Annotated in this window: 43 protein-coding genes and 1 rRNA gene; 2 read left to right on the forward strand and 42 right to left on the reverse strand. The window is 49.3% G+C overall.

Annotation, left to right across the window (positions count from 1 at the left end; all coding sequences use genetic code 11):
• The 3 genes from KJS42_RS22085 to KJS42_RS22095 all read right to left on the reverse strand — a co-directional run.
• Positions 1–224 (reverse strand): 16S ribosomal RNA (locus KJS42_RS22085); the annotation flags it as partial.
• A gap of 281 nt (positions 225–505) precedes the next feature.
• A complete protein-coding gene (locus KJS42_RS22090; protein ID WP_059040349.1) occupies positions 506–736 on the reverse strand; it encodes a hypothetical protein in 231 nt (76 codons plus the stop codon).
• An 84-nt stretch (positions 737–820) separates the two neighbouring features.
• Positions 821–1,441 carry a stage II sporulation protein M gene (locus KJS42_RS22095; RefSeq protein WP_213624136.1) on the reverse strand — a complete coding sequence of 207 codons (621 nt, stop codon included), beginning with the start codon at positions 1,439–1,441 and terminating at the stop codon, positions 821–823.
• Between the two features lie 126 nt (positions 1,442–1,567).
• On the opposite strand from KJS42_RS22095, the gene pdaB reads away from it, so the two are divergent.
• Positions 1,568–2,377: a polysaccharide deacetylase family sporulation protein PdaB gene (gene pdaB, locus KJS42_RS22100; RefSeq protein ID WP_193418702.1), complete on the forward strand. Its 810-nt coding sequence runs from the start codon at positions 1,568–1,570 to the stop codon at positions 2,375–2,377.
• A gap of 21 nt (positions 2,378–2,398) precedes the next feature.
• On the opposite strand, the gene KJS42_RS22105 is transcribed toward pdaB, so the two are convergent.
• The gene (locus KJS42_RS22105) at positions 2,399–3,007 is read right to left on the reverse strand and encodes a KinB-signaling pathway activation protein (RefSeq protein ID WP_213624137.1); all 609 of its coding nucleotides are present in this window, start codon (positions 3,005–3,007) and stop codon (positions 2,399–2,401) included.
• Between the two features lie 138 nt (positions 3,008–3,145).
• On the opposite strand from KJS42_RS22105, the gene gerD reads away from it, so the two are divergent.
• Complete coding sequence (gene gerD / locus KJS42_RS22110) at positions 3,146–3,952, forward strand: spore germination lipoprotein GerD (protein WP_155608400.1); 807 nt, start codon at positions 3,146–3,148, stop codon at positions 3,950–3,952.
• A 39-nt stretch (positions 3,953–3,991) separates the two neighbouring features.
• On the opposite strand, the gene KJS42_RS22115 is transcribed toward gerD, so the two are convergent.
• From KJS42_RS22115 to rplD, 38 genes are all read right to left on the reverse strand, one after another.
• Entirely contained in the window at positions 3,992–5,107 is a 1,116-nt protein-coding gene (locus KJS42_RS22115) for an Mrp/NBP35 family ATP-binding protein (protein WP_193418698.1), read from the reverse strand.
• A 64-nt stretch (positions 5,108–5,171) separates the two neighbouring features.
• Complete coding sequence (gene cwlD / locus KJS42_RS22120) at positions 5,172–5,942, reverse strand: N-acetylmuramoyl-L-alanine amidase CwlD (RefSeq protein ID WP_213624138.1); 771 nt, start codon at positions 5,940–5,942, stop codon at positions 5,172–5,174.
• A gap of 81 nt (positions 5,943–6,023) precedes the next feature.
• A complete protein-coding gene (gene sat, locus KJS42_RS22125; RefSeq protein ID WP_213624139.1) occupies positions 6,024–7,193 on the reverse strand; it encodes a sulfate adenylyltransferase in 1,170 nt (389 codons plus the stop codon).
• A gap of 42 nt (positions 7,194–7,235) precedes the next feature.
• Positions 7,236–7,928, reverse strand: a complete 693-nt coding sequence (locus KJS42_RS22130) for a phosphoadenylyl-sulfate reductase (protein ID WP_213624140.1) — start codon at positions 7,926–7,928, stop codon at positions 7,236–7,238.
• A gap of 195 nt (positions 7,929–8,123) precedes the next feature.
• Positions 8,124–9,017, reverse strand: a complete 894-nt coding sequence (locus tag KJS42_RS22135) for an FMN-binding protein (protein ID WP_213624141.1) — start codon at positions 9,015–9,017, stop codon at positions 8,124–8,126.
• 161 nt (positions 9,018–9,178) lie between these two features.
• Entirely contained in the window at positions 9,179–9,571 is a 393-nt protein-coding gene (gene rpsI / locus KJS42_RS22140; protein WP_068783673.1) for a 30S ribosomal protein S9, read from the reverse strand.
• A gap of 20 nt (positions 9,572–9,591) precedes the next feature.
• Positions 9,592–10,029, reverse strand: coding sequence for a 50S ribosomal protein L13 (gene rplM, locus KJS42_RS22145; RefSeq protein WP_155608393.1), 438 nt, complete (start codon positions 10,027–10,029; stop codon positions 9,592–9,594).
• Between the two features lie 260 nt (positions 10,030–10,289).
• Entirely contained in the window at positions 10,290–10,601 is a 312-nt protein-coding gene (locus KJS42_RS22150; protein ID WP_155608392.1) for a TFIIB-type zinc ribbon-containing protein, read from the reverse strand.
• A gap of 87 nt (positions 10,602–10,688) precedes the next feature.
• The gene (gene truA, locus KJS42_RS22155) at positions 10,689–11,468 is read right to left on the reverse strand and encodes a tRNA pseudouridine(38-40) synthase TruA (protein ID WP_213624142.1); all 780 of its coding nucleotides are present in this window, start codon (positions 11,466–11,468) and stop codon (positions 10,689–10,691) included.
• 107 nt (positions 11,469–11,575) lie between these two features.
• Entirely contained in the window at positions 11,576–11,941 is a 366-nt protein-coding gene (gene rplQ, locus KJS42_RS22160) for a 50S ribosomal protein L17 (RefSeq protein ID WP_059040338.1), read from the reverse strand.
• Between the two features lie 37 nt (positions 11,942–11,978).
• Positions 11,979–12,923, reverse strand: a complete 945-nt coding sequence (locus KJS42_RS22165) for a DNA-directed RNA polymerase subunit alpha (protein ID WP_059040337.1) — start codon at positions 12,921–12,923, stop codon at positions 11,979–11,981.
• A 132-nt stretch (positions 12,924–13,055) separates the two neighbouring features.
• Positions 13,056–13,451 carry a 30S ribosomal protein S11 gene (gene rpsK / locus KJS42_RS22170; protein ID WP_018753969.1) on the reverse strand — a complete coding sequence of 132 codons (396 nt, stop codon included), beginning with the start codon at positions 13,449–13,451 and terminating at the stop codon, positions 13,056–13,058.
• A 19-nt stretch (positions 13,452–13,470) separates the two neighbouring features.
• Positions 13,471–13,839, reverse strand: a complete 369-nt coding sequence (gene rpsM, locus KJS42_RS22175; RefSeq protein WP_036712625.1) for a 30S ribosomal protein S13 — start codon at positions 13,837–13,839, stop codon at positions 13,471–13,473.
• 21 nt (positions 13,840–13,860) lie between these two features.
• Entirely contained in the window at positions 13,861–13,974 is a 114-nt protein-coding gene (gene rpmJ, locus KJS42_RS22180) for a 50S ribosomal protein L36 (protein WP_003333770.1), read from the reverse strand.
• A 163-nt stretch (positions 13,975–14,137) separates the two neighbouring features.
• Entirely contained in the window at positions 14,138–14,353 is a 216-nt protein-coding gene (gene infA, locus KJS42_RS22185; RefSeq protein WP_193418686.1) for a translation initiation factor IF-1, read from the reverse strand.
• A gap of 2 nt (positions 14,354–14,355) precedes the next feature.
• Positions 14,356–14,670 (reverse strand): KOW domain-containing RNA-binding protein, encoded by a 315-nt coding sequence (locus KJS42_RS22190; protein ID WP_213624143.1) that lies wholly within the window; start codon positions 14,668–14,670, stop codon positions 14,356–14,358.
• A 3-nt stretch (positions 14,671–14,673) separates the two neighbouring features.
• Positions 14,674–15,426 carry a type I methionyl aminopeptidase gene (gene map, locus KJS42_RS22195; RefSeq protein ID WP_059040334.1) on the reverse strand — a complete coding sequence of 251 codons (753 nt, stop codon included), beginning with the start codon at positions 15,424–15,426 and terminating at the stop codon, positions 14,674–14,676.
• A 5-nt stretch (positions 15,427–15,431) separates the two neighbouring features.
• Positions 15,432–16,076 (reverse strand): adenylate kinase, encoded by a 645-nt coding sequence (locus tag KJS42_RS22200; protein WP_155608388.1) that lies wholly within the window; start codon positions 16,074–16,076, stop codon positions 15,432–15,434.
• Positions 16,077–16,173: 97 nt separating this feature from the next.
• A complete protein-coding gene (gene secY, locus KJS42_RS22205) occupies positions 16,174–17,472 on the reverse strand; it encodes a preprotein translocase subunit SecY (protein WP_155608387.1) in 1,299 nt (432 codons plus the stop codon).
• Positions 17,472–17,912 (reverse strand): 50S ribosomal protein L15, encoded by a 441-nt coding sequence (rplO, locus tag KJS42_RS22210; protein WP_059040331.1) that lies wholly within the window; start codon positions 17,910–17,912, stop codon positions 17,472–17,474. The genes secY and rplO overlap by 1 nt, the downstream gene beginning before the upstream one ends.
• A 52-nt stretch (positions 17,913–17,964) precedes the next feature.
• A complete protein-coding gene (gene rpmD, locus KJS42_RS22215; RefSeq protein WP_155608386.1) occupies positions 17,965–18,150 on the reverse strand; it encodes a 50S ribosomal protein L30 in 186 nt (61 codons plus the stop codon).
• 12 nt (positions 18,151–18,162) lie between these two features.
• Positions 18,163–18,660, reverse strand: coding sequence for a 30S ribosomal protein S5 (rpsE, locus tag KJS42_RS22220; RefSeq protein ID WP_009226655.1), 498 nt, complete (start codon positions 18,658–18,660; stop codon positions 18,163–18,165).
• Between the two features lie 28 nt (positions 18,661–18,688).
• Positions 18,689–19,057, reverse strand: coding sequence for a 50S ribosomal protein L18 (rplR, locus tag KJS42_RS22225; RefSeq protein ID WP_155608385.1), 369 nt, complete (start codon positions 19,055–19,057; stop codon positions 18,689–18,691).
• Positions 19,058–19,141: 84 nt separating this feature from the next.
• The gene (gene rplF / locus KJS42_RS22230) at positions 19,142–19,684 is read right to left on the reverse strand and encodes a 50S ribosomal protein L6 (RefSeq protein ID WP_155608384.1); all 543 of its coding nucleotides are present in this window, start codon (positions 19,682–19,684) and stop codon (positions 19,142–19,144) included.
• A gap of 30 nt (positions 19,685–19,714) precedes the next feature.
• Complete coding sequence (gene rpsH / locus KJS42_RS22235; RefSeq protein WP_128630038.1) at positions 19,715–20,113, reverse strand: 30S ribosomal protein S8; 399 nt, start codon at positions 20,111–20,113, stop codon at positions 19,715–19,717.
• Between the two features lie 31 nt (positions 20,114–20,144).
• On the reverse strand, positions 20,145–20,330 hold the full coding sequence (locus KJS42_RS22240; RefSeq protein WP_009226651.1) for a type Z 30S ribosomal protein S14: 186 nt from the start codon (positions 20,328–20,330) through the stop codon (positions 20,145–20,147).
• A gap of 42 nt (positions 20,331–20,372) precedes the next feature.
• On the reverse strand, positions 20,373–20,915 hold the full coding sequence (gene rplE / locus KJS42_RS22245; RefSeq protein ID WP_155608383.1) for a 50S ribosomal protein L5: 543 nt from the start codon (positions 20,913–20,915) through the stop codon (positions 20,373–20,375).
• A gap of 33 nt (positions 20,916–20,948) precedes the next feature.
• On the reverse strand, positions 20,949–21,302 hold the full coding sequence (gene rplX, locus KJS42_RS22250; protein ID WP_009226649.1) for a 50S ribosomal protein L24: 354 nt from the start codon (positions 21,300–21,302) through the stop codon (positions 20,949–20,951).
• Between the two features lie 52 nt (positions 21,303–21,354).
• A complete protein-coding gene (gene rplN / locus KJS42_RS22255; RefSeq protein ID WP_009226648.1) occupies positions 21,355–21,723 on the reverse strand; it encodes a 50S ribosomal protein L14 in 369 nt (122 codons plus the stop codon).
• 36 nt (positions 21,724–21,759) lie between these two features.
• Positions 21,760–22,023, reverse strand: coding sequence for a 30S ribosomal protein S17 (gene rpsQ / locus KJS42_RS22260; protein WP_036619522.1), 264 nt, complete (start codon positions 22,021–22,023; stop codon positions 21,760–21,762).
• Positions 22,024–22,074: 51 nt separating this feature from the next.
• Positions 22,075–22,275, reverse strand: coding sequence for a 50S ribosomal protein L29 (gene rpmC, locus KJS42_RS22265; protein WP_018753986.1), 201 nt, complete (start codon positions 22,273–22,275; stop codon positions 22,075–22,077).
• Positions 22,265–22,699, reverse strand: coding sequence for a 50S ribosomal protein L16 (gene rplP, locus KJS42_RS22270; protein WP_059040326.1), 435 nt, complete (start codon positions 22,697–22,699; stop codon positions 22,265–22,267). Before rplP ends, rpmC begins: the two co-directional genes overlap by 11 nt.
• 2 nt (positions 22,700–22,701) lie before the next feature.
• Complete coding sequence (gene rpsC, locus KJS42_RS22275; protein ID WP_193418684.1) at positions 22,702–23,370, reverse strand: 30S ribosomal protein S3; 669 nt, start codon at positions 23,368–23,370, stop codon at positions 22,702–22,704.
• A gap of 13 nt (positions 23,371–23,383) precedes the next feature.
• A complete protein-coding gene (gene rplV / locus KJS42_RS22280) occupies positions 23,384–23,716 on the reverse strand; it encodes a 50S ribosomal protein L22 (RefSeq protein ID WP_059040325.1) in 333 nt (110 codons plus the stop codon).
• 38 nt (positions 23,717–23,754) lie between these two features.
• Complete coding sequence (rpsS, locus tag KJS42_RS22285) at positions 23,755–24,033, reverse strand: 30S ribosomal protein S19 (protein WP_059048886.1); 279 nt, start codon at positions 24,031–24,033, stop codon at positions 23,755–23,757.
• A 73-nt stretch (positions 24,034–24,106) separates the two neighbouring features.
• Positions 24,107–24,937: a 50S ribosomal protein L2 gene (gene rplB, locus KJS42_RS22290; RefSeq protein ID WP_193418682.1), complete on the reverse strand. Its 831-nt coding sequence runs from the start codon at positions 24,935–24,937 to the stop codon at positions 24,107–24,109.
• 28 nt (positions 24,938–24,965) lie between these two features.
• Positions 24,966–25,256, reverse strand: coding sequence for a 50S ribosomal protein L23 (gene rplW, locus KJS42_RS22295; protein ID WP_155608382.1), 291 nt, complete (start codon positions 25,254–25,256; stop codon positions 24,966–24,968).
• The gene (gene rplD, locus KJS42_RS22300) at positions 25,256–25,879 is read right to left on the reverse strand and encodes a 50S ribosomal protein L4 (protein WP_155608381.1); all 624 of its coding nucleotides are present in this window, start codon (positions 25,877–25,879) and stop codon (positions 25,256–25,258) included. The genes rplW and rplD overlap by 1 nt, the downstream gene beginning before the upstream one ends.
• Position 25,880: the final 1 nt, after the last annotated feature.

Here is a 25,880-nt window from a genome sequence, read left to right on the forward strand (position 1 = left end):
ATTGCTCCGCCTTTCCCAAGCTCCCCATGCGAGAAACTTGCGTATCCGGTATTAGCTACCGTTTCCGGTAGTTATCCCAGTCTTACGGGCAGGTTGCCTACGTGTTACTCACCCGTCCGCCGCTAAGCTAATCAGGAGCAAGCTCCCGATTAACTCCGCTCGACTTGCATGTATTAGGCACGCCGCCAGCGTTCGTCCTGAGCCAGGATCAAACTCTCCAATAAAGTGTTTGACTTGCTCATTAAAACAAACTGACGAGATTTAAAATCTCATTGTATTACTCACTCGTTGTTCAGTTTTCAAAGATCAACTTTCGTTCTTTCGTTCATCGCTGCGTTTCAGCGGCGACTTTTATAATATATCACAGTCGGCAAGCTTTTTGCAAGAGGTTCGACCAAACTTTTTTCTTACCAATGTCTTCCTGCCTTCTGCAGCTTGTCCCCCAAAACTGGGACGAATGCTAATTTACCATAAGGGCGGTCCCGCCGTCAACCCCAAACTTGGCCTATTCTCTAGCTTGCGGGAAACGAGCGCGGCGGGCGTATTTCGATAATTCCTTGGAGGGTGCAAATCGGGCATACATACGGAAGATCGTTTTGTACCGATTGGCGATGGCATGCCGGATATCCTGATCCAGCCGGGTATCGCTCATATCCAATAGCATCTCATCTAGCTCTTTTCGCAGCACATAGTCGAGTTCTTTGCATTCTTTGTCGCTAAACAACATTCCCAGCACGCGCAACACTCCTTATTCAGCCATTGTTATAAGGTATAGGTCCTTCTAAAGACGCTTTAATGTTATGCTCACTTTTTGGGAAAATTATGAATGTTGGGCCAAATAAAAGGTTAACGTACTCTCAATCACCGCGGCGATCAGCAGCATTCCAACGATCCAGATCGCTCCCCGGCCGGCAGAGATCAAAAAGCCCCTCCAGTCGACTGTACGTTCAGAAGCGTCTCTGGAGCCGATCTCCCCCAAGCTTTTAAGAATCAGATATCCGAATTGCATCCCGAAGCCGGCTGCGATCAGAATGGCGGGGATTTCGATGACGCCATGAGGAAGCAATCCCCGTACGATCAGATTCAAAACATTTCCTCCATCAGCGCCAGCTGCCGTCACCACAAACCCCAGTACCAAGCCGTTCATCAGCAGGAAGAAAGCCGGCAATATCCCGAAAATGGCCCCCAGCAAAATGACCATAATACTTTTTACCGCATTATTGAAGAAAATAAACAGAAAAAAGTTCAGTTCAGGATGATCGGACTGCGCCAAACTCCGGCTAATCTTGCCAAGCCGCTCGATGTCAGGCATAACCCAACGGGTGATCAGATCCACATTTCCTGCTCCCAGCGCCACTCCTGCTGCAAAAATGAGAATCGAAAGAAGCATTGCCCTCTTATATTTGCGTAAATCACTTCCAAATCCACGGATCGAAAACATCGCATCAGATCTCCTTCAAATATGTAATCGACGTAAAGCGTCATAAAGCTTTGGAACAAGCATACATTGGTACAAGCGGATCAGTTCAAGATCATTCATTCTGATGACGAGAGGGGCTTACTGTTCATGAACAACTTCTTCTATGTCCTTAACGGGAAGAAAATCAAACGCTTTTTCTTTGTTTTCGCCGCGGCCCTCTTTGCTGCCGGCGTCATTTACGTGGAACAAGGGCAGGTTACGGTGTTTTCCGAGGAAAGCGCCCCGTCGGCCATTTATAGCGTGTCCACGAACAAAAAAGTCATAGCCCTCACCTTCGATATCAGTTGGGGCGATACGCGGGCCGAGCCGATTCTCAAAGTGTTAAAGGAGAAGAACGTCCAAAAAGCGACATTCTTCCTATCTTCCCCCTGGAGCAAGACCCATCCGGAAATCGTTAAGGCGATTCAGCAGCAAGGCTTTGAAATCGGAAGCCACGGGCATAAACACACGAATTACAGCAGCCTGAGCGATGAGGAAATATCCCGGCAAATTTCCACGGCCCACACGATTCTGACCGAAGTGACCGGCCAAGCTCCCAAGCTGCTGCGGCTTCCCAACGGCGACTTCGACAAGCGCGTGCTAAAGATCGCCGCAAATCAAGGCTATAAGGTCATTCAGTGGGATACCGACTCCCAGGATTGGATGAATAAAGGCGTGCAGACCATCGTCGATCGCGTCGTAAAAAAAGCCCATCCGGGAGACATCGTTCTCCTGCATGCCAGCGATTCGGTCAAGCAGACGCAGGAGGCGCTGCCGATTATCATTGACGAGCTGCGCAAGCAAGGCTATGAATTCGTAACCGTAACGGATCTGCTACAGGAAGCCAGCGTGCAGGGCAATGAAGTTCGCGACCAAGCCTGGCTTCAGGAGCAATTGGAATACGCCGCCGGGTGGTAATTGGCAGCAAAAAAGCCCAGTCTAGGCTGGGCTTTTTTGGGTTTTCGAATTTCCCGAACTCAGAACTCGCTGTAAAATCAAAATTTGATAAGCATTGCAAGCGATTAAAGGCGCAACAATCCAAGCAGTCGCGGAATTAACGCCAATTTTCAATACGCCAACGGTCTCAACAATCGTTACGGCAATCATGAAGAACAGTGTGGGAATCCAGGCGGTTGCATTCGTCAACTTCGCCTTATAAAAGGCGGTACCGGCAGCCACAATAAGAAGAATGATGCCTAATACGAGGTCGAATACCCCCTCTTGTTCGCCGCCTACAAAAATCCGGAAGAACATCAGCTCCAGCAGCGCCAAGGCGGTCAAAACCAACTGTATGTATTGCCACGTTCTTTTGGAAAAAACGCCATTCCCCATATAATTGATCATTAAATATGCGAAAAAGCCCATCTGGGAATATACACTTACCATGACGCCGACGCCCAACAAGATACCGACATTCACCAAAATATCAGTTAGGCCCTTGTATTGCAGCGTATCCGTCCATTGCAACAGCAAACCGACGATTAGCGATCCCGCCGCCCCAACGACCAAGGTGGTCCCAAATAAATAAAGCCATTTTTTTAAGTTCAAGCCCCTTACACCTCCACTAACGAAATATTTTACCAACGATCCCGGTAAAAAACCATTGTTTTTAAGCTTTTCGTTGGGATATTTCCGTTTTTAAGCCGCATACTAACTTCAGCAATGATGATAAGGAGGAAGGGAACCATGAAATGGCGGGGTACCCGTTGGATTTTATGCTTCTTATGCACATTTACTCTTCCGCTAGCCGCTTGCGGTTCTGAACAAAGCTCCTCCTCCTCTTCCCAAGGTGGAGGATATAAGGAAACGAAATCCATGGTCATCGATATCCTTAAGACAGATGAAGGTAAAAAGGCCATTTATGAGGCGCTAAGCACTCCCCCGAGCAGCAGTGAAAGCGGCAGCAGCGGCGGTGAGAGTGGCGGCGGCTCCGAATCGGGCTCCGATTCCGGGTCCGGCTCGGGCGGTTCCGGTGGAAGCGGTGGAAGCGGCGGCGGAACGTTTGGGGTAAAAATGATTCTTCCGTCCCAAACTTCCAACGAAGTCCGCATGGCGGTCAAGGAAACCATCACCTCACCGGAATATAAGAAGGAAATCGAGAAGATCATGACCGATCCGCAGTTTGCCGGAGACTTTGCTAAAGCGGTTAACTCGCAAAGCAAGGAGCTCCATATGCAATTGATCAAGGATCCGACGTATCAAAAATCCGTCAGCGATATTCTGAAATCGCCGGAAGTCATGAAGATGTTCCTTGATTTAACCAAAACGCCGGATTATCGCAAGCAATCGATGACCGTGATGCAGGAAGCAATGCAAAGTCCCTTGTTCAAGATGGAAGTCCTTGAGCTGTTAAAGACCGTCGTTCAAGAGCAACTGCAACCGAAGGTAGAAAAAGAGCCGAAACAAAATGAAGGTGGCGGTTCTAGCGATGACGGCGGAGAAGGCGGCCAAAGTAAAGATGGCGGCAATAGTGGTGGCGGCGGAGGTTCCTAACCTGAAGCCCATCACAAAAAAAGACTGGCCCGTAATGGGTCAGTCTTTTTCGCATATAAGGGTAATGCGCTGAGCCAGTTCATCGTACAGCCGGCCGACGGAGGAGTCTGATTTATACACGGATGGAGAAAAATCCGGTTCCGACGGATGGTTGTCCGGCGCTCCGAGTGGAATTTGCGCCAGCAGTTCCGTATGCAGAGACTCCGCCAATCGAGCGCCCCCGCCGCGGCCGAAGATATAATCCTTATCGCCGCATTTGGAGCATTCGTAGTAGGCCATATTTTCGACGACGCCCAGCACTTCATGCTCGGTACGCAGGGCCATCGTCCCTGCCCGAGCGGCGACGAATGCTGCCGTAGCATGCGGCGTCGTTACTATGATCTCCCGGCTCTGCGGAATCATCTGGTGTACATCCAGGGCAATGTCGCCCGTGCCCGGCGGGAAATCAAGCAGCAAATAATCCAGCTCGCCCCACCGGACGTCGCTGAAGAATTGCCGGAGCATCTTGCCAAGCATCGGTCCGCGCCATATCACGGGGTTATTGTCCTGGATAAAGAAGCCCATCGACATCACTTTGACCCCAAACCGTTCGACCGGTACAATTTCACCATCCTCGATAAGCGGCGCTTCCTCAATCCCCATCATGTCAGGGACGCTAAAGCCGTAAATGTCGGCGTCTATCAATCCGACCTTCTTGCCTTGCCGCGCCAGAGCCACTGCCAAATTGACCGTGACCGTCGATTTGCCAACCCCGCCCTTGCCGCTGGCTATGGCTATAAATTGAACGCCGGACCTCGGATCAAGAATCGGCAGCTGTTCCAATCCGGCCCCATGACCTTTTAGTTCTTCCCGCTCGCTTTGAGCCGGTTCAGATGGATGGCGGGCCGAGCTGAATGCGGCCTCCCTCTCCTGTTCCGATGCTTCACGGAAACGGAGATGAACCTCCCCCACGCCTGCTTCGGATAAGCGAAAGCGGATGTCTCTTTCTGCTTCGGCCTGCGCTTCGCTGCCTTTCTCAAAGCCGACAACCGTTAACGATACGCGGCCTTCCTTGATCATGATGTCGCGAATCCACTGCAATTCCACCAGGCTGAGACCCGTGGTTGGTTCGGCTACAGGGCGCAATGCCGCCTGAAGCTGCTCCTTCGTTATCACTGACAGCACCTCGACTTCATCAGATAATTAACTTAGCTGGTCCATTATGAGGTATATTATATCATTACCTGACATCGTCTGCCGGGGTTTGTACTTTTTCGCCGGAGTAATATCGCAGGATCCCCTGATAAATTGAGGCGGCTACTTTTCGCTGGTACGTTTCGCTGCCGAGCAATTCCGCTTCCCCCGGATTGGACAAGAAACCAACCTCCACCAGCACGGAAGGAATATGTACCGCTTCAAGCAGATACACCTTCTTGTCCGAACGATTGGCGACCCGATCGGTGTTTTCCAGATTCCGCCTTAACTCTTCTTGTACGAGGGCGGCCAAATTAGCGCTATTTTCGTGATTGGGGTAGTAGAAAGTTTGCGCGCCCCTCCAGCGTGGCGAAGGGATGCTGTTCATGTGGATACTCACAAGCAGATCGGCCTGCCGCTCCTCGATGAAGCGGACGCGGGTTTTCAAGTCCTCTGTCTTCCGTTTGCTGTAGCCCTTCGTGTTCCCGCCCGCCAGGTCTTTGTCCTCCTCGCGCGTCATAACGACAACCGCACCGGCCTGCTGCAAATAGTCGCGCAGGTATAAGGAGACCGCTAAATTGATATCTTTCTCAATCAGCCCCTGTTTGCTGCTGGCTCCGCCGTCCGGCCCGCCGTGGCCCGCATCCAGAGCGATAATCTGACCCGCCAACGGCAGACTCCAGTAATTCCATGCTTTCTGCGACGGCACGTGGTAGAAAGCCATCCCGAGGATCACGGCAGCAAGGCCGACGCCGATCAGCGCTATTTTGATGTGGTTCAGGGAAATCCATAACGTCACCTTATCTCGATCGCGCATAAAAAAAGCCACCTTTCTCCTTCATGACATTACTCATGATATGGGACAAGGTGGACAAATATGACACATGGAGAAGCGCGTTTAGTTGTGGACCTGCTGCTTCATCCCGTCAATCAGGACCTCGGCAACCTCGGGCCGGGTAAATTCAGGCGGCGGGCAGATCCCATCACGCAGCAATCCGCGAACCTTCGTACCGGATAAGGTCAAATGATCTTCTTTCGGATGCGGGCAAGTTTTGCTGGAAGCCATATTCCCGCACTTCGTGCAGAAGAAGCTATGTTCAAAGAATAGGGGAGAGATCCCCAACTCCTCGGGAGTGAAATTCGAGAAAATTTCCTGTGCCTCATACGTGCCATAGTAATCGCCAACACCCGCATGATCTCGGCCAACGATAAAATGGGTGCACCCGTAGTTTTTGCGTACCATTGCATGAAAAATCGCTTCACGCGGTCCGGCATAGCGCATTGCTGCAGGGAAAACGCCCAGAAACGTACGGTCTGCGGGGTAATAGTTATCCAGTAGGGTCAAATAGCTCTTCATCCGGACATCCGCAGGTACGTCATCCGATTTGGTTTCACCCACTAGCGGATTAAGAAATAAGGCATCCACGATTTCCATTGCACTTTTCTGGATATATTCGTGAGCCCGATGAACCGGATTCCGAGTCTGAAAACCAACGACGGTCTTCCACCCCTTCTCGGCAAAAATACGACGCGTCTCGGCTGGATCGAAATAAAACTCCTTGAAGCGTGCCGGTTCTGGACGATTTAACACCTGAACAGAGCCACCGACATAGTATGGGGAGCGCTCAAGCAGTTTCTTAACCCCGGGATGCTCGGAATCATCGGTTTTGAATACCTTCCGCGCTTCCTCCGCCTGATCAACAAGATATACGCTGCCAATTTCCAAAAGGCCGTAGATGACCCCGTCCTGTTCCCCAACCAAGGCAACCTGTTCTCCGATCTCTAGGCCTTCCGCCTGCTCACGGGCGACGGAGAGGGTGATCGGGATGCTCCAGACCGTTCCGTTCGCTAGCCGCATGCGGTCGACAACGGATCGATAATCTTCTTCGTTCATAAACCCAGTTAATGGCGAAAAAGCACCTACCCCAATGAGGTCGAGGTCGGATATGGCCCAGTTACTGATTGGAATAGCCGGAAGTCCCTTAGCTGTCTCCAAGAGATGATCCCGTTGCTCTCCAGTAACCAGTCGATGTACTAAGCTTCCGCCATGTGGTAATATTGTCGTCACCCGTATCTCCTCCACTTTTGAAATCTTCCGAATCCGTCCATTTTATTTATGCAGGCCACATTCCGTCTTCTCCGTACCGGACCAGCGTCCCGCACGAGGGTCTTCGCCAGGCATTACCTGACGCGTACAATATTCACAGCCAATGCTGGGATAATTGCGGTCATGCAAAGGATTATAAATGAGCTCATGTTCACGAATATAATTCCATACGTCATCGGATGTCCAATGCGCGATTGGATTAAACTTGACCAGTCCGAACTTGGCATCGTATTCGATTTTCTTCGCATTCGCTCGAGTTGGGGCCTGATCGCGGCGAATCCCTGTAATCCAGGCCTCATAGCGCCCCAAAACCCGTGTCAGCGGTTCAACCTTACGTACATTACAGCAGGCGTTTGGATCCGACTTCCACAGTTCCTCCCCATACTGGGCCGCCTGTTCCTCCGGCGTCAGTCTCGGCGATACCCGAACGAATTCCAGCCCGTATTTGGCAGCAATCGCATCCCTTGTCTCATAAGTTTCTTTAAAATGAAAGTCCGTGTCCAAGTAAAAAATGTCGGTGGATGGGCTGATTTGTTGCAGCATATCCACCAGAACGACATCCTCGGCGCCAAAGCTGCAGGCAAAGGTGATATTCGGAAACGTTTCAACCGCCCAGTCGATGATTTCTTGGGGTGTGGATGACTCGAACTCGTCGGCCTTGGCCGCAATCAACTGCTCTTTTTCCAATAGATTCACTTTCCTCAGACCTCCCGCATTAAGCTAAACATGGTAAATCAAAACATTATTCCAACTAATCTGATTAGAATTATATTTTTAAGTATATGTCATTCGCCTTATAAGTCAATACTAAAAAAACCAAAATGAAAAAAAGACCTAACCTCTCCATAGAGAAGCCAGGTCACTAGTTATCCTATTAGTCGTCCTATCCAATTATTCTTCGATTTTGATCGCTTTTAACTCCGTGTCGCCGACTTCGGCCATGTCGTCCAATGCGTATTCTACAAGCGCAGAAAAGTTATTGGAGGATGTAGTTGCTCCAGCAATGGCGTCAACGTCGCCGATCAATTGCTTATCGACAAGTTGTTTCTCAAGCTCTTCGGTGTATTTCGCTGGATAGGTTCCCGATTTAGGTTCCATAGCGGCTTTATAATCTGCGTCTTCGGTTTTCAGCTTGCCTTCCTCATTCACGTAGTCAAAAGCAACGAAATCGACCTTGTGGTCCTTGATGGTCAGCTCTAGCTGCGGTTTCCAGCCATGGTCGTCAAACGCATCGGCCTCAACCTTGTATGTGCCATCTTCGTACAGATTAACGATCGCATCACTGGTATCACCCGTCTTGGCATGTTCCAAAGCGGCAGCAGCCAGCTCGTTGAAGTTTCTGGAAGAGTGCGTAGCACCTGTCACGGCATCTACCTTCGCTGCATCTTGAACCTCAACCAGTTTACCTCCGAGTTGATCGAAAGCTTCCCGCGGTGTCATTTTATTAGCCGCTTTAAATGCACTCGTGTAGTTCTCGTCGTTGGTGCGCAAATCGCCGTTTTCATTTGTATAGTCGTAGTAAGCTTTCTCGATCTTGCCGTCCTTCACGGTAACCTCGACATACGCCGTCCAATTCCGGACGTCCTTGCGGTCATAGATCCCTTTGTACGTACCATCTTGATACGTACCGGTGGCCGCCGAGTTATTGGTTGTCGCAGCGGCGTCATTCGAGCCATTGTTGGTTGTCGCTGCATTATTAGCGGCTTCTTTGTTATTTCCTCCGCACGCCGTTAATGCCAGGGCAAGAATAAGGACGGTCCCAACGATTGTCATGCTTTTCTTCAAAATAATTACCCCCACTATCTTGTTGTCATTTCCAAGAAGATGGTAACATGGTTGGCAGGTAATGTATGTGAATTATTGCACATTATTACATCGAGCGCTGATAGCATAAAAAAGCCCTTCTCCGCGTAACGGAAAAGGGCTTTTCGAATGCAAAGTAAAGATTAACGTTTCGAGAACTGAGGAGCACGGCGAGCTGCTTTGAGGCCGTATTTCTTACGTTCTTTCATCCGTGGGTCACGAGTCAGGAATCCTGCTTTCTTCAATGCAGGACGGAATTCCGGATCTGCCTTAAGCAGAGCACGGGAAATCCCGTGGCGGATTGCGCCGGCTTGACCGGAGATCCCGCCACCATGAGCGATGACGATTACGTCGTAGTTACCGAGCGTTTCCGTCAAAGTCAACGGTTGTTTTACGATCAGCTTCAGCGTTTCCAGACCAAAATATTCGTTGATGTCGCGTTTATTGATGACAATGCGTCCTTCACCCGGTACAAGGCGAACACGTGCTACCGAATGTTTACGACGACCTGTCCCATAGTATTGTACTTGTGCCATGAAACTGTCCTCCCTTTTAATTATCCGCGAAGTTCGTAAACTTCAGGTTTTTGTGCCGCATGTGGATGCTCTGTGCCAGCGTAAGCTTTTAGTCTCAGCTTCATTTTCTCGCCTTGGCGAGTTTTAGGCAGCATGCCGTGAACGGCGGACTCGATTACACGTTCAGGTTTCGTTCTCAGCATATCTTTGGCAACGGTCACTTTCAAACCGCCCGGATGCAGGGAATGACGATAGTACTTTTTGTTATCCATCTTTTTGCCAGTCAAGGCGATTTTCTCCGCGTTAATGACGATAACAAAGTCACCGCCGTCAACATGTGGAGTGAATTGTGGTTTGTGTTTACCGCGGATAAGAGCAGCAGCTTCGCTAGCCAAGCGGCCCAGCGTTTTGCCTTCGGCATCGATAATGTGCCATTTGCGCTCTACTTCGGCTGGCTTCGCCATATAAGTGGTACGCATGTAAAGATCCTCCTTCAAGTTCGTCCGAAATGGTTCATCCTGCTGAAAACGATCTTGCTCTTCGGGTCGCTTGACCTCTCCAGCAGATTTATCTTCGATCGTTTCGTTCATGTTTAGCAAGCTTAAAATCTGATTTGAGCGGTTTTCTCGATTGGGGGCTGTGGGATAGCCATCAAGAAAACACAACTTTTATTTTACAGGAAGCGCAATTAATACGCAAGTCTTTTTTCAGAATATCCCCCAATAATCCGGGAACCTGATCAATCGAACAAATCTCCAAAGATGTCCAGCGCCGACTTCTTCTTCTTGGGCTTATAGTGTCCCTGCTGAGGGTATCCTGAAGACGACTTGGGCTTCTCATAATGTCCCGAGTTGCGGTGATCCTCGTATCGATCCTCCCGGTGCTCGTACCACTCGTTAAAAGCCGGTCGGATATCCCGAATTTCGCTCATCAGCTTCTCTAGCTCTCCACGGTCAAGCCATACGCCTTTGCAATCCGGACATACATCGATCAGAACGCCGTCTTTCTCCACTTCTCTCATACGCACATCGTTACATACTGGACATTTCAAGGTAAAACCCTCCTTAGATTCATCGAACTATCTTACTTTTTAAATAAGTTACGGATAGCCGTCTCTAAGGTTTCAGTCTTCACACCTTCACCCCGATATTTCGTCATATTCGACACTCCAGAGCATAAGTCCCTTGCTTTCGGCCGTTGGGCCTGCGGCTTTCCGGTCCTTCGCCTCTAGAATCGTCTTCATGGATATCGGCGTGCGTTTGCCTTCGCCTATTTCAAGTAACGTCCCTACGATGATTCTGACCATATGCTGCAGGAACCCGTTGCCGGTTACGTATAAATGGAGGATTCCCTGGCCCGTTGTGCCTGCTACATTCGCTGATGAATCCACTATCATCCGGGCATCATAAATGGTACGAACATGGCTGGCCTTCGTGGAGTGACGCGAAGCAAACGAGGTGTAATCATGGGTTCCAAGCAAGAAAGGCAGACTCTGCTGCATCGCCTCGATGTTCAACTTGCCTGGATGGTGAAACTGATAATTCCGTTGAAATACATCCGTGATTCGGTTGGCATTGATGGTATAGCGGTAGGTCTTACGTTTGGCCGAGCGCCGGGAATGAAAATCCAACGGGACTTCCCGAGCTGTTAATACGCGTATATCGGAAGGGAGCCGCCCGTTTAGCGCCAAACACCAGCGTTCCACAGGAATTTGCGAAGCGGTGTGAAAATGGAACGGTTGTTGCCGGGCATGTACCCCAGCATCCGTTCGCCCGGAACCATGGATCTTCAATTGTTCTCCCGTCAACTGACGGATGGCTTCCTCGATATGATCCTGAACCGTGTTTCCACCCGGCTGGGTTTGAAAACCGAAATAGTTCGTTCCGTCATAGCTGACGGTCATCAGCAAGTTGCGCATCGGTCCCTTCCTTTCTTGTTTGAATCCCAATAAAAAAACTCTCCGAAAGCTTAGCCATAAGGCGAGCCGACAGAGAGTTTTACACGCTAGTTAGGGGATCCCCTGAATTATGCGCGGTCTACCAGTTCCAGGTAAACCATAGGTGCAGCGTCGCCGCGGCGAGGTCCCAGCTTCAGGATACGAGTGTATCCGCCTGGACGGCTGGAATAACGTGTTGCCAGTTCGTTGAACAGCTTTTGGATTGCATCCTGCTCGCCATCGATCGATTCGCGGCGAACATAAGCTGCCACTTGACGACGGGCGTGCAGGTCACCACGTTTTGCTTTGGTGATCAGTTTCTCAGCGATCGAACGAACTTCTTTCGCTTTCGCCTCCGTCGTTTGGATGCGTTCGTATAAGAACAGGTCGGTTACCAGGTCACGGAACAATGCTTTACGCGCGCTGGAATCGCGGCCCAACTTTTGGTATGCCATGAGTTTTCCCTCCTTCGCTAGAACGATTTAAGCTAACTTATTCTTCAGTACGCAATCCCAAACCAAGCTCTTCAAGCTTCTCTTGAACTTCCTCCAAAGATTTACGACCCAGGTTACGCACCTTCATCATATCTTCTTCGGTTTTCGTCGTCAGCTCTTGTACCGTATTAATGCCGGCACGTTTGAGGCAGTTATAGGAACGAACGGAGAGATCAAGCTCTTCAATCGTCATTTCAAGCACTTTTTCTTTCTTGTCTTCTTCCTTTTCGACCATGATTTCCGCGTCTTTCGCTTCGTCCGTTAAACCAACGAACAAGAAGAGATGCTCGGTCAAAATTTTGGCGCCGAGGCTAACCGCTTCTTCAGGTCTGATACTGCCATCGGTCCATACTTCAAGCGTAAGCTTGTCGTAGTTAGTCACTTGGCCAACCCGGGTGTTCTCCACCACGTAATTGACCCGTGTAATCGGGGTATAGATCGAATCGACGGGAATGACACCGATCGGTTGATCATCTCGTTTATTTCGATCTGCCTGAACGTAACCACGACCACGGCCTGCGTAAACGCGCATGTGGAGTCTCGAACCCGGTTCAAGCGTAGCAATATGCAAGTCCGGATTCAAAATTTCCACGTCGCTGTCCGCACGGATATCTCCTGCCGTTACGACTCCTTCGCCTTCTGCATCGATTTCGAGGATTTTTTCCTCATCCGAATGAATTTTCAGCGAGAGAGCCTTCAGGTTCAGAATGATCTCCGTAACGTCTTCCATAACGCCCGGTACGGTCGCGAATTCATGCAGAACTCCATCGATTTGGACCGAGGTTACCGCAGCACCCGGCAGAGAAGAGAGCAAAATCCGGCGAAGCGAGTTGCCCAGTGTGGTGCCATACCCACGTTCAAGTGGTTCTACTACAAATTTCCCATAGGTGCCTTCATCGTTAACTTCTACGGTCTCGATTTTTGGCTTTTCGATTTCTATCACGAAAGTACCCCTCCTTCAAAACGTCGTTCCTTTGAATCTGCCTATTTTGCTGAAGTTTGAAACGTAGTATGCCTAAACAACCATTGTTCCCAATTGACGCTGTTGTTATACCACGGCTTCAGCGCGGCTTCATTAAACGCGGCGGCGTTTTGGAGGACGGCAGCCGTTATGAGGAATTGGAGTAACGTCTTTGATCATGTTGACTTCAAGGCCTGCCGCTTGCAAGGAGCGGATAGCGGCCTCACGGCCAGCACCAGGGCCTTTAACCATAACCTCAACACTCTTCATGCCATGTTCCATCGCAGCTTTGGCAGCAGATTCAGCAGCCATTTGCGCGGCAAACGGAGTCGACTTACGGGAACCTTTAAATCCGAGGCCGCCGGAGCTGGCCCAGGAAATCGCATTACCATGCGGATCCGTAATGGTTACAATCGTATTATTGAAGGTGGAGCGAATATGAGCCACACCAGATTCAATATTTTTCCGGTCACGACGTTTTGTACGTACGACTTTTTTTGGTTTAGCCATTGTCTGTTATCCCCCCTTCTTATTTCTTCTTGTTCGCTACAGTACGACGAGGACCCTTACGAGTACGGGCATTCGTTTTCGTACGTTGTCCACGAACCGGCAAGCCGCGACGATGACGCACTCCGCGGTAGCAGCCAATCTCGATCAAACGTTTAATATTTAAGGAAATTTCACGACGCAGGTCGCCTTCAACCTTGACCGTTTTGTCGATCGTTTCGCGTAGTTTGCTAACCTCATCTTCCGTCAAATCACGAACACGAGTGTCCGGATTGATGCCTGTTGTGCTCAGGATTTTCTGGGAAGTCGTTTTACCGATTCCGAAAATGTAAGTTAAGGCGATCTCAACGCGTTTATCACGTGGCAAATCCACACCAGCTATACGTGCCATTTTACGCTACACCCCCTTCAATTAACCTTGTTTTTGTTTGTGTTTCGGATTTTCGCAAATCACCATGACATTGCCTTTGCGACGAATGACTTTGCATTTTTCGCAAATCGGCTTTACAGAAGGTCTTACCTTCATGCTGATTACCTCCTAAAAGTTTTACAGAAGTAAAACTGGGATCGAAAGCATACGCTTTGTTTTGCGAAGCAAAACTCGAATCGCAGGCATTCTAATCATAAACTACTCTCTGAAACAACTCAACCTGAATATTGTACCACAACTTTACCGTAATTGGTATAGTCTATTTGCGGTAAGTGATCCGGCCTTTCGACAAATCATAAGGCGAAAGCTGAACGACCACTTTGTCCCCCGTCAAAATGCGGATAAAGTGCATCCGCAGCTTACCGGAAACGTGGGCGAGAATTTGATGCCCATTCTCCAGCTCCACTTTGAATGTAGCATTCGGCAATGGTTCAATGACCACGCCTTCGACTTCAATGACATCTTCTTTAGCCACAGTCAGTCTCCTTTCTCTTCAGCCATAGAATCGGCGGAGTTCTGATAAACAAGAACTGCATGCCGCAGTTTCCCGTTTGTCACCCGTCCGCTTTCCTGCAAACTATGAACAACCTCGCTGCTAACTATGGGCAGTAGCTCAAGATGCTGGGCGTTTTTACGTTTGGGTTCATCAAACTTGCGTTTGTTTCCATCCGCGATCCAGACGAATCTGTCGTCTAGAATCCCGACAATCACATAAATCGCCCCGGCATCTCTGCCTTTGAGAACTTTCACCAACTGACCGACCTGCGGCTCCGAGCGTTCTTTCACGTTCATCACCTACGCATTCAGCTTCGTGAAAATTTCCATTCCGTCCGGCGTTACAGCTACCGTGTGCTCAAAATGAGCGCAGAGGGAACCGTCGACCGTGACCACTGTCCAGTTGTCTTCCAGCGTTTTTACATATCGCTTCCCCATGTTAACCATCGGTTCGATCGCCAGGACCATCCCGGGCTTAAGCCGGGGACCCCGGTCAGGCAAACCATAATTCGGAATTTGCGGTTCTTCGTGCAAGCTCGCGCCAATGCCGTGACCGACATATTCCCGAACGACGGAAAAACCGGCAGCTTCGATAAATTGCTGAATCGCATGCGAGATCGTGAACAATCGAACATCCGGTTTAACGAGCTCAAGGCCCGCATACAGAGATCCTTCGGTAACTTCCAAGAGCTTCTTGGCTTCTTCCGAAATTTCGCCCACCGGATAAGTCCACGCCGAGTCCCCATGGAAACCACGATACTCCGCGCCGATATCTAAAGTGATGATATCGCCTTCGTTCAATTTGCGTTTGCCGGGAAATCCGTGTACCAATTCTTCGTTGACCGAAGCGCAAATGCTGTAAGGAAAACCGTTGTAACCTTTAAAGGATGGCACGGCGCCCTGACTGCGAATGTATTTATCGGCGAGTTGATCGAGTTCCCCCGTCGTAATTCCAGGCTCAATCGATTCCGCCATGAGCCTGTGCGTTTCCGCTACGATCCGCCCAGCTTCTCGCATAAAGCCTAGTTCCGTTTCGGATTTACAAATGATCATTACACCTAACCTCGCAGTAGTGACACGATTTCTTTCGAAACCGCATCGATTTCCTGTTCACCATCTACCTGACGCAACAGGCCTTTATCTTCGTAGAACTTCAGAAGCGGTGCGGTTTTGTTGATATATTCGTCCAAACGAGTGCCTACGCTCTCCTCGTTATCATCCGAGCGTTGGTACAACTCGCCGCCGCATTTATCACAAACACCCTCCTGCCCCGGAGGATTAAAGATCACATGATAAGTAGCACCGCAGGATTTGCAAATCCGGCGTCCGGTCAACCGCGCCAGCAGCTTGTTCCGGTCCACTTTCAGGTTGATGACGTGGTCCAGCTTGCGACCCAGGCCTTCAAGCAGCTCTTCCAGCGATTCCGCTTGCGAAAGGGTTCTTGGAAAACCATCCAATAAAAAACCTTTTTCGCAATCGGGCTGCTGCAAGCGTTCGCGAACAATCCCCACTGTCACATCATCAGGTACCAGAAGTCCCTGATCCATATATTCCTTCGCTTTCATCCCCACAGGTGTTCCCTGTTTGATTGCCAGGCGAAATGCGTCGCCAGTAGAGATATGAGGAATACCGAATTCGTTAACAATGACCTCGGCTTGTGTTCCTTTTCCTGCTCCGGGAGGCCCCATGAATAGTAGGTTCATGTTTCTCACTCCCTCCAAGACTTCTCTACAACAAGAAATAGCGCAGTTAGGTGCCAGGCAAGGGCGTTTGCACGTCCCTGTTCCTGGTACCTACCGACTATTTATTGATGAAACCTTTATAGTGACGTTTGATCAATTGGCCTTCGATGGTCTTCATCGTATCCAGCGCAACGCCGATAACGATTAGAATCGAAGTACCGCCAATCAGAACCGTACGCGGCAGTCCTGCCAAAGCCCCCAAAGCCATAGGAAGGATGGAGATTGCGGCTAGGAAAATAGCGCCGGTCATCGTCAGACGGGTCAATACCCGAGTAAGATAGGTTTCCGTCGTTTTACCCGGACGGATCCCTGGAATATATCCACCGTTTTTCTTCATGTTCTCAGCCATCTGCTGCGGGTTCATCTGTACGAACGTATAGAAGAACGTGAAGCCGACGATCATGACCACATAAAGCACCATCCCGAGCGGACGGTTGGTAGACAAGTTGTTGCTGATCCATTGCGCCCAAGTGTGCGTCGACCAGAAGCTGGCGATAACCACTGGGAATTGCAGCAAGGAAACGGCGAAAATGACCGGAATCACGCCGGCAGCATTGATTTTGAGCGGAATATGGGTATTCTGCCCGCCATACATTTTATTGCCGACTACGCGTTTAGCGTATTGTACCGGAATTTTCCGAATCGCTTGTTGGATGTAAATGACGCCGATCACGATCAATACGCAGACGAGGATAATCGCAATGGATTTCACCACGTTGATAAACGCTTGACCTTCAACAATAAACTCGGATTGAGCAATTGTCGTGATATGCGATGGGATCGTTGCGACAATCCCGGCGAAGATGATGAGCGAAATCCCGTTGCCGATCCCTCTTTCGGTAATCTGCTCACCTAACCACATCAGGAACGATGTACCTGCCGTTAACACGATTGCAATGACCAGATAGTCACCAAACGTTGCGTTTGGCACCATTTCCGTACCATACAACCGGTTAAAGCCAATCGATGTGGCGAAAGCCTGAATCACGGCCAAAATGACCGTACCGTAACGAGTCACTTGAGCCATTTTTTTCTTGCCGTGTTCCCCTTGTTTGGCCCATTCCGCAAATTTCGGAATGACGTCCATCGACAAGAGTTGCACGATGATGGAAGCCGTGATATAAGGCATAATCCCGAGGGCGAAAATAGAGAAGTTCTTCAGGGCGCCGCCCGAGAAGGTGTTCAAGAACCCTAACAAGTCGCTGCCTGCCGTGTTCGTCGCCTCGAAGACGTCTTTATTAACGCCCGGAACCGGAACGAAAGAACCGATCCGGTAAATGAGGAAAATAAACAACGTAAACAAAATGCGGTTGCGAAGGTCTTGAACATGCCATATGTTCTTAATGGTTTTAAACATTAGATCACCTCGGTTTTACCGCCGGCAGCCTCGATTTTCTCTACCGCAGATTGGGAGAACTTATTCGCTTTAACTGTCAACTTGACAGTAACTTCACCGTTGCCGAGAATCTTGATGCCGCTTTTCGCGTCTTTCACGATTCCTTGTTCAAACAACAGTTCAGGAGTCACTTCCGTATCCGCCGCAAAGTTGTTCAAATCTTCGATGTTAACAATCGCATACTCTTTCCGCGTCGGATTGATGAACCCGCGTTTTGGCAAGCGACGATACAGCGGGTTTTGACCGCCTTCGAAGCCTGGACGCACACCACCGCCAGAACGAGCGTTTTGACCTTTGTGACCGCGAGTAGATGTTTTACCCATGCCGCTACCTGTACCGCGGCCGACGCGTTTGCGTTCTTGGCGGGAGCCAGGAGCTGGGGAAAGCTCATGTAACTTCATCGTTCGTTGCACCTCCTTATTTATTGTTGGCACTTAAAAACTTACGATATCCTTAGGCTTCGATTTCTTTAACCGATACCAGATGGCTCACTTGATTAACCATGCCACGAATGGCTGGGTTATCGTTGTGAACAACGGATTGGTTGATTTTGCGAAGACCCAATGTTTTCACGGTAGTACGTTGGTTCTCCGGACGACCGATCAAACTACGCACGAGGGTAATTTGCAGTTTAGCCATGAGATTCCCTCCTTAACCGAGAAGTTCTTCGACGGTTTTACCGCGCAATTTCGCAACATCCTCAGCGCGTTTCAGACGGGACAAGCCCTCCAAAGTCGCGTTGACCATGTTGATGGAATTCGAAGAACCCAAGGATTTAGTTAAAATGTCGCCTACGCCTGCCAGCTCGAGAACCGCACGAACCGGACCGCCAGCGATAACCCCGGTACCTTCGGACGCCGGTTTCAGAAGAACGCGGCCAGCTCCGAAATGCCCGATTACTTGGTGAGGGATCGTTGTGCCTACGAGCGGAACATGCACAAGGTTTTTCTTCGCATCTTCGATGCCTTTGCGGATCGCGTCAGGCACTTCGCCTGCTTTACCGATCCCGGCGCCAACCCAACCTTTGCCGTCGCCGACAACCACGAGCGCGCTGAAGCTAAAACGGCGTCCGCCTTTAACTACTTTAGCTACGCGGTTAATGTTTACAACTCTTTCTGTCAGTTCTAAAGTGTTCGGATCTACACGCAAGTCGTTAACCTCCTTTTAGTGATTATTTTTAGAATTCCAGGCCTGCTTCGCGGGCTGCGTCAGCCAGTGCCTGAATCCGTCCATGGTACAAGTATCCTCCGCGGTCAAACACAATGTTTTTGACCCCTTTTTCTTGAGCGCGTTTAGCGATCAATTCGCCAACTTTGCGAGCGGACTCCACGTTGCCTCCGTTGCCGATCGAACTGCTCAGCTCTTTATCAACCGTCGATGCGCTAGCCAGCGTTACGCCTGCTACGTCGTCGATCAATTGTACGTAGATATGTTTGGAAGAACGGTATACGTTCAGTCTTGGACGAGCTGCCGTTCCTTGGACTTTTCTACGCACACGCAGATGTCTTTTCAGACGTGCTTTATTCTTATCACCTTTTGTAATCATGACTTCCATTTCACTCCCTTCGGTTTACCACTATCGGACATTTCATTTCAAGACGCCAGAAGGACAGGCGCGTTAAGAAGAAACTTATTTCTTCTTACCGGCTTTACCTTCCTTACGAATGATGCGTTCACCTTCATACTTGATCCCTTTGCCTTTGTATGGCTCAGGTGCGCGGACGGAACGAATTTTAGCAGCGTATTCGCCTACGCGCTCTTTATTGATCCCTTTAACGATGATCTTCGTATTCGAAGGTACTTCAAATTCGATGCCCGCTTCCGGGGTGATTTCCACCGGGTGGGAGTAGCCTACGTTCAAAACCAGTTTGTTGCCGGACAAGCTTGCGCGATAACCGACACCAACCAGCTCGAGCGTTTTGGAGAAGCCTTCCGTTACCCCGTTGACCATGTTGCTCACGACGGAGCGAGTCGTGCCATGCAGAGAACGATGCAGCTTATTATCAGAAGGACGTTCAACGGTAATCACGTTGCTGTCAACCGATACCTTGATGTCCTTATGAAGCTCACGAGTCAAAGTGCCTTTTGGCCCTTTTACCGTAATGACGCTATTATCAAGTGTGATATCCACACCACTTGGTACTGTAATTGGTTTGCGACCAATACGAGACATTTATTGCACCTCCTTGTTATAAGACGTTAATTACCAAACGTAGCAGACAACTTCGCCGCCGGCTTTAGACTGGCGAGCTTCCTTGTCAGTCATGACACCTTTGGAAGTGGAGATAATCGCGATACCCAAGCCGCCGAGGACACGAGGAACTTCGTTACTTTTCGTGTACACGCGAAGGCCTGGTTTACTGATTCTCTTAAGTCCAGAGATGACGCGTTCGTTGTTCGGGCCGTATTTCAGGAAAATACGGATGATCCCTTGTTTGTTATCATCGATATATTCAGCGTCACGGATGAAACCTTCACGCTTCAGGATTTCAGCGATTTGTTTCTTGATCGTGGACGCAGGCAGTTCAACCGTCTCGTGACGCACCGTATTGGCGTTACGAATACGAGTAAGCATATCTGCAATTGGATCTGACATAGTCATACGTGTAAACCTCCTTCCCGTTGTTGATTAATTACCAGCTTGCTTTTTTCACGCCAGGAATCTGGCCTTTATAAGCTAATTCACGGAAGCAAATTCTGCAAATCTTGTACTTTTGCAATACCGAATGTGGGCGACCACAACGTTCACAACGGGTATAAGCCCGAACTTTGAATTTAGGTGTACGTTGTTGTTTAACTTTCATCGAAGTTTTAGCCACTTAGCCTGACACCTCCTAAATAGTTTCGGAGAAAATGGACTTTTACTTAGCAAACGGCATGCCGAGTTGCGTCAAGAGCTCGCGGGATTCTTCGTCGGTTTTCGCCGTCGTTACGATGACGATATCCATACCACGCACTTTATCCACTTGATCGTATTCGATCTCTGGGAAAATCAGTTGCTCTTTCAGGCCCAGCGTATAGTTGCCGCGACCGTCGAATGCTTTCGTCGATACGCCGTGGAAGTCACGGACACGCGGAAGCGTTACATTAAACAGTTTGTCGAGGAAATGGTACATGCGGTCACCGCGAAGGGTTACTTTCACGCCGATCGGCATGTTCTCACGCAGTTTGAAACCGGCGATGGATTTCTTCGCACGGGTGATAACCGGCTTTTGACCAGCGATCAACTGCATATCGTTTACTGCGGAATCAAGCACTTTGGAGTTCGCTACAGCGTCACCAACACCCATGTTGATAACGACTTTCTCGATCTTCGGTACTTGCATTACCGTTGTATAGTTGAATTTTTGAACCAAAGCAGGTGTTACTTCGTTCAAAAAGCGTTCTTTCATTCTTGCTGCCATGAATCATGGACCTCCTTTCTTAACGTTACTGGATTAGTCGATTACTTCTCCGGATCTCTTCGCTACGCGAACCTTCTTGCCGTTGTCCAATACTTTGTAACCGATACGGGTTACTTTTCCGCTCTTCGGATCAACATGCATTACGTTCGAAACGTGAATCGGAGCTTCTTTCTCGATAATGCCGCCTTGTGGATTCAGTTGATTTGGTTTTTGATGTTTCTTAACCATGTTCACGCCTTCCACAAGAACGCGGTTTTCGCGAGGATAAGCGGCGATGACGCGGCCTTTTTTGCCTTTGTCTTTACCGGAAATCACGATGACCGTGTCGTCCTTTTTGACGTGCAGCTTATTGTTATGAGATTCAAGAATCTTCTTCAGTCTAGGCACTTGGTTTACACCTCCTGTTAAATCGGGCTCCCCGTTTGTTTATGGGGTGTTCTTAGATAACTTCCGGAGCCAAGGAAACGATCTTCATAAAGTCTTTGTCGCGAAGTTCGCGAGCGACAGGTCCGAAGATACGCGTTCCGCGTGGGCTCTTATCTTCTTTAACAACAACCGCTGCGTTCTCATCGAATGCAATGTAGGAACCGTCTTTACGACGAACCGAACGTTTCGTACGAACGACAACCGCTCTGACTACATCACCTTTTTTGACAACGCCGCCTGGTGTTGCTTGTTTGACGGAACAAACGATCAGATCTCCGATTTGTGCTGTACGACGACCCGTACCACCCAAAACGCGGATACACATCAGTTCCTTCGCGCCGGAGTTGTCAGCAACCTGCAAACGTGTAAATGGTTGAATCATGGATATTTCCTCCTTTCGGTCTAAGCTACCGTGCTATTAAATGATAACCGCTTCTTCAACGACTTCAACGAGTCTCCAGCGTTTGTCTTTGGACAACGGACGAGTTTCGGCGATTTTGACGGTATCTCCGATTTTCGCGGTGTTGTTCTCGTCATGCGCTTTAAACTTCTTCGTATATTTAATACGTTTGTGGTACAAATCATGCTTTTTGTAGGTTTCTACAGCAACAACGATCGTTTTGTCCATCTTGTCGCTGACGACTTTACCAATTTGCACTTTACGGCTGTTACGTTCGCTCATGGTTAGCCTCCTTCCTGGACTTAGGCGCTTCGCTTACGCATTTAGCGCTTCTTAACTGATAATCCCAAGTTCTCTTTCACGGATAACGGTTTTAGCACGAGCTATTTCCTTACGCACATCGCGGATCCGAGTCGGGTTATCGAGTTGGCCGGTAGCCAACTGAAAACGGAGGTTAAAGAGTTCTTCTTTAAAACCTGCGATTTTTTGTTCGATTTCAGCAGTGGTTAAGTTGCGAAGTTCATTAGCTTTCATTTGCTTCACCACCCAATTCTTCACGTTTCACAAACTTCGTTTTGATCGGCAGTTTGTGGGCGGCAAGACGCATCGCTTCGCGTGCAATTTCCTCCGATACACCGGCAAGCTCAAACATGATTTTGCCCGGTTTCACAACTGCGACCCATTTTTCTACGTTACCTTTACCGCTACCCATCCGGACTTCAAGAGGCTTTTGAGTAATCGGCTTGTCAGGGAAAATCTTAATCCATACTTTACCGCCACGTTTGATGTAACGAGTCATCGCGATACGCGCTGCTTCGATCTGACGGTTCGTGATCCAAGTCGGCTCCAAAGCTTGCAGGCCATATTCGCCGAAGTTAAGTTCGGTGCCGCCTTTTGCTTGGCCTCTCATATTACCGCGTTGTTGTTTGCGGTGTTTTACGCGTTTAGGTACCAACATGATTAGTTGCCTCCTTCCTGAGCAGCTTGTTGTTTCTTAGCCGTAGGAAGAACCTCTCCACGATAAATCCATACTTTTACGCCGATGCGGCCATAAGTTGTATGCGCTTCTGCCGTACCGTAATCGATGTCGGCGCGGAGCGTATGAAGTGGAACAGTTCCTTCACTGTAGCCTTCCGTACGAGCAATTTCAGCACCGCCGAGACGACCGCTGACTGCCGTTTTAATCCCTTTAGCTCCTGAACGCATCGTTCTTTGAATCGCTTGTTTCAGCGCACGACGGAAAGAAACGCGACGTTCCAATTGTTGTGCGATGCTTTCAGCAACCAAGATTGCGTCAAGATCGGGGTGTTTGATTTCGGAAATGTTAATGTGAACTTTTTTACCGCCTGCGATTTTCGTAATTGCTCCGCGCAGGTTTTCTACTTCCGAACCGCCTTTACCGATAACCATACCCGGCTTGGCTGTGTGGATCGTAACGTTCACACGATTTGCCGCTCTCTCGATCTCAATCCGAGATACCGCGGAGTCTTTCAGTTTATTTTTCAGGTGCTCACGAATTTTTACGTCTTCCAGCAAGAGATCACCAAAATCTTTGCCTGCGTACCATTTGGATTCCCAATCACGGATAATCCCTACTCGTAATCCGACCGGATTTACCTTTTGGCCCACACGTTTTCCCTCCTTATTTTTCGGATACCACCAAAGTAATGTGGCTGGTGCGTTTGTTGATCCGGCTAGCACGTCCCATTGCCCGTGGACGGAAACGTTTCATCGTCGGACCTTGGTTTACGTAAGCTTGCGTAATCACCAATTTATTTACATCCATAGAATAGTTATGTTCAGCATTGGCAATCGCCGAGTTCAAAAGCTTCTCAACGATCGGGGACGCCGCCTTTGGCGTATGGCGGAGAATCGCGATCGCGTCACCAACTTGCTTACCGCGGATCAGGTCGATAACGAGCTGAGCTTTGCGGGGAGCAATACGAATCGATCTTGCATGTGCTTTAGCTTCCATGTAGTATTACCTCCTCTCAAACGAAGAACTTATCGTTATTAACGTCTCGTTTTCTTATCGTCATCCGTATGACCTTTGTAGGTCCGGGTTGGAGCAAATTCGCCCAGTTTATGTCCGACCATATCCTCGGTCACATACACCGGTACGTGCTTGCGGCCATCATAAACACCAAACGTTTGACCAATGAATTGCGGATAGATCGTGGAGCGACGGGACCAAGTTTTGATCACGACCTTCTTGCTCGAAGCGCTCGCTTCCTCGACTTTCTTAAGCAGGTAACCGTCGATAAAAGGTCCCTTTTTCAGACTGCGACTCATTCATTTATCCTCCCTTCACAATGCGCTGCATGTTACGCTCGTTCAAGCCGCGAAGTGATCCGCGATATGCGGATTACTTCGTGCGACCACGAACAATATATTTATCAGATGCTTTGCCTTTTTTACGAGTTTTGTAACCCAGGGTCGGTTTGCCCCAAGGAGACAACGGAGATTTACGGCCGATTGGAGCGCGACCTTCACCACCACCGTGAGGGTGATCGTTCGGGTTCATGACGACACCGCGCACTTCCGGACGTTGTCCGAGCCAGCGGTTGCGTCCTGCTTTACCGATTTTCACGAGCTCATGGTCACCGTTACCCACGGAACCGATCGTTGCACGGCAAACTTTCAAGACTTTACGTACTTCGCCAGAAGACAGGCGGATCGTAACGTATTTCTCTTCTTTACCGAGCAATTGAGCTTCTGTACCAGCAGCACGAACGAGTTGTCCGCCTTTGCCTGGTTTCAGCTCGATGTTGTGGATTACAGTACCTACCGGGATGTTCTCCAGCGGCATTGCGTTACCGATTTTGATGTCGGAGCCTACGCCAGATTCGATCACGTCGCCCACTTTCAAACCTTTAGGAGCGATGATGTAGCGTTTTTCGCCATCGGCATAATGGATCAAAGCGATGTTCGAAGTCCGGTTTGGATCGTATTCGATCGTAGCAACGCGGCCTGGAATTCCATCTTTGTTCCGTTTGAAGTCGATGATGCGGTATTTACGTTTATGCCCGCCGCCGTGGTGACGAACAGTAATTTTACCTTGGTTGTTGCGGCCAGCCGTTTTGCTCAGCGGCGCAAGCAAAGATTTCTCCGGTTGATCCGTCGTAATTTCTTCGAAGGTCGACACGCTCATGGCGCGTCTTGCCGGGGATGTCGGTTTGTACTTTTTGATTGGCACGAGATTTCCCTCCTTACTTTAAACGATTTTATACCGATTCAAAGAATTGAAGCGGCTTGCTGTCCGCAGTCAATGTAACAAAAGCTTTCTTCCACTCAGGAGTGTATCCGGAGTAGCGTCCGTAACGTTTCAACTTCCCGGGAACACGCAGGGTGTTAACGTTCTTAACCTTCACACCGAAAATCGACTCAATTGCTTGTTTGACTTCGGTTTTGTTGGCACGCAGATCTACTTCGAAGACATATTTCAAGTCGTTCATGTATTCCGTAGAACGTTCCGTAATCACCGGGCGTTTGATAATATCGCGAGGATCTTTCATTACGCGAGCACCTCCTCTACCTTCTGAACTGCTTCCTTCGTAATGATCAGTTTGTCGTGCGTCAGCACGTCAAGAACATTAATGCCGTCTGCCGCTACGAATTTAACACCTGGGATATTGCGTGCGGAAAGCGCCAGATTGTCGTCGTAGCTAGGCGCTACGATCAAAGCTTTGCGTTCCACTTTCAGGTTGTTCAAAATCGCCGCGAATTCTTTCGTTTTAGGAGCGTTCATCGCAAGTGTATCCAATACGATGATGTCCTGATCGATCACTTTCGACGAGAGCGCCGATTTGATCGCCAAACGACGAACTTTCTTAGGCAGTTTGTAGGAATAGCTGCGCGGAGTTGGTCCGAATACCACGCCGCCGCCTTTCCATTGAGGAGCGCGAATGGAGCCTTGACGAGCCCGCCCTGTACCTTTTTGTTTCCAAGGTTTACGACCGCCGCCACGAACTTCGGAGCGTCCTTTAACTTTATGCGTACCAAAACGCAGAGAAGCGCGCTGCATGACTACAGCTTCATGAAGGACATGCGCGTTCGGTTCAATTCCGAATACGGCGTCATTCAATTCCACTTCGCCTACTTGGCTACCGCTAATATTGAAAAGTGCTACTTTTGGCATT

This window comes from Paenibacillus sp. J53TS2, assembly GCF_018403305.1.
Taxonomy (GTDB): Bacteria; Bacillota; Bacilli; order Paenibacillales; family Paenibacillaceae; genus Fontibacillus; species Fontibacillus rhizolycopersici.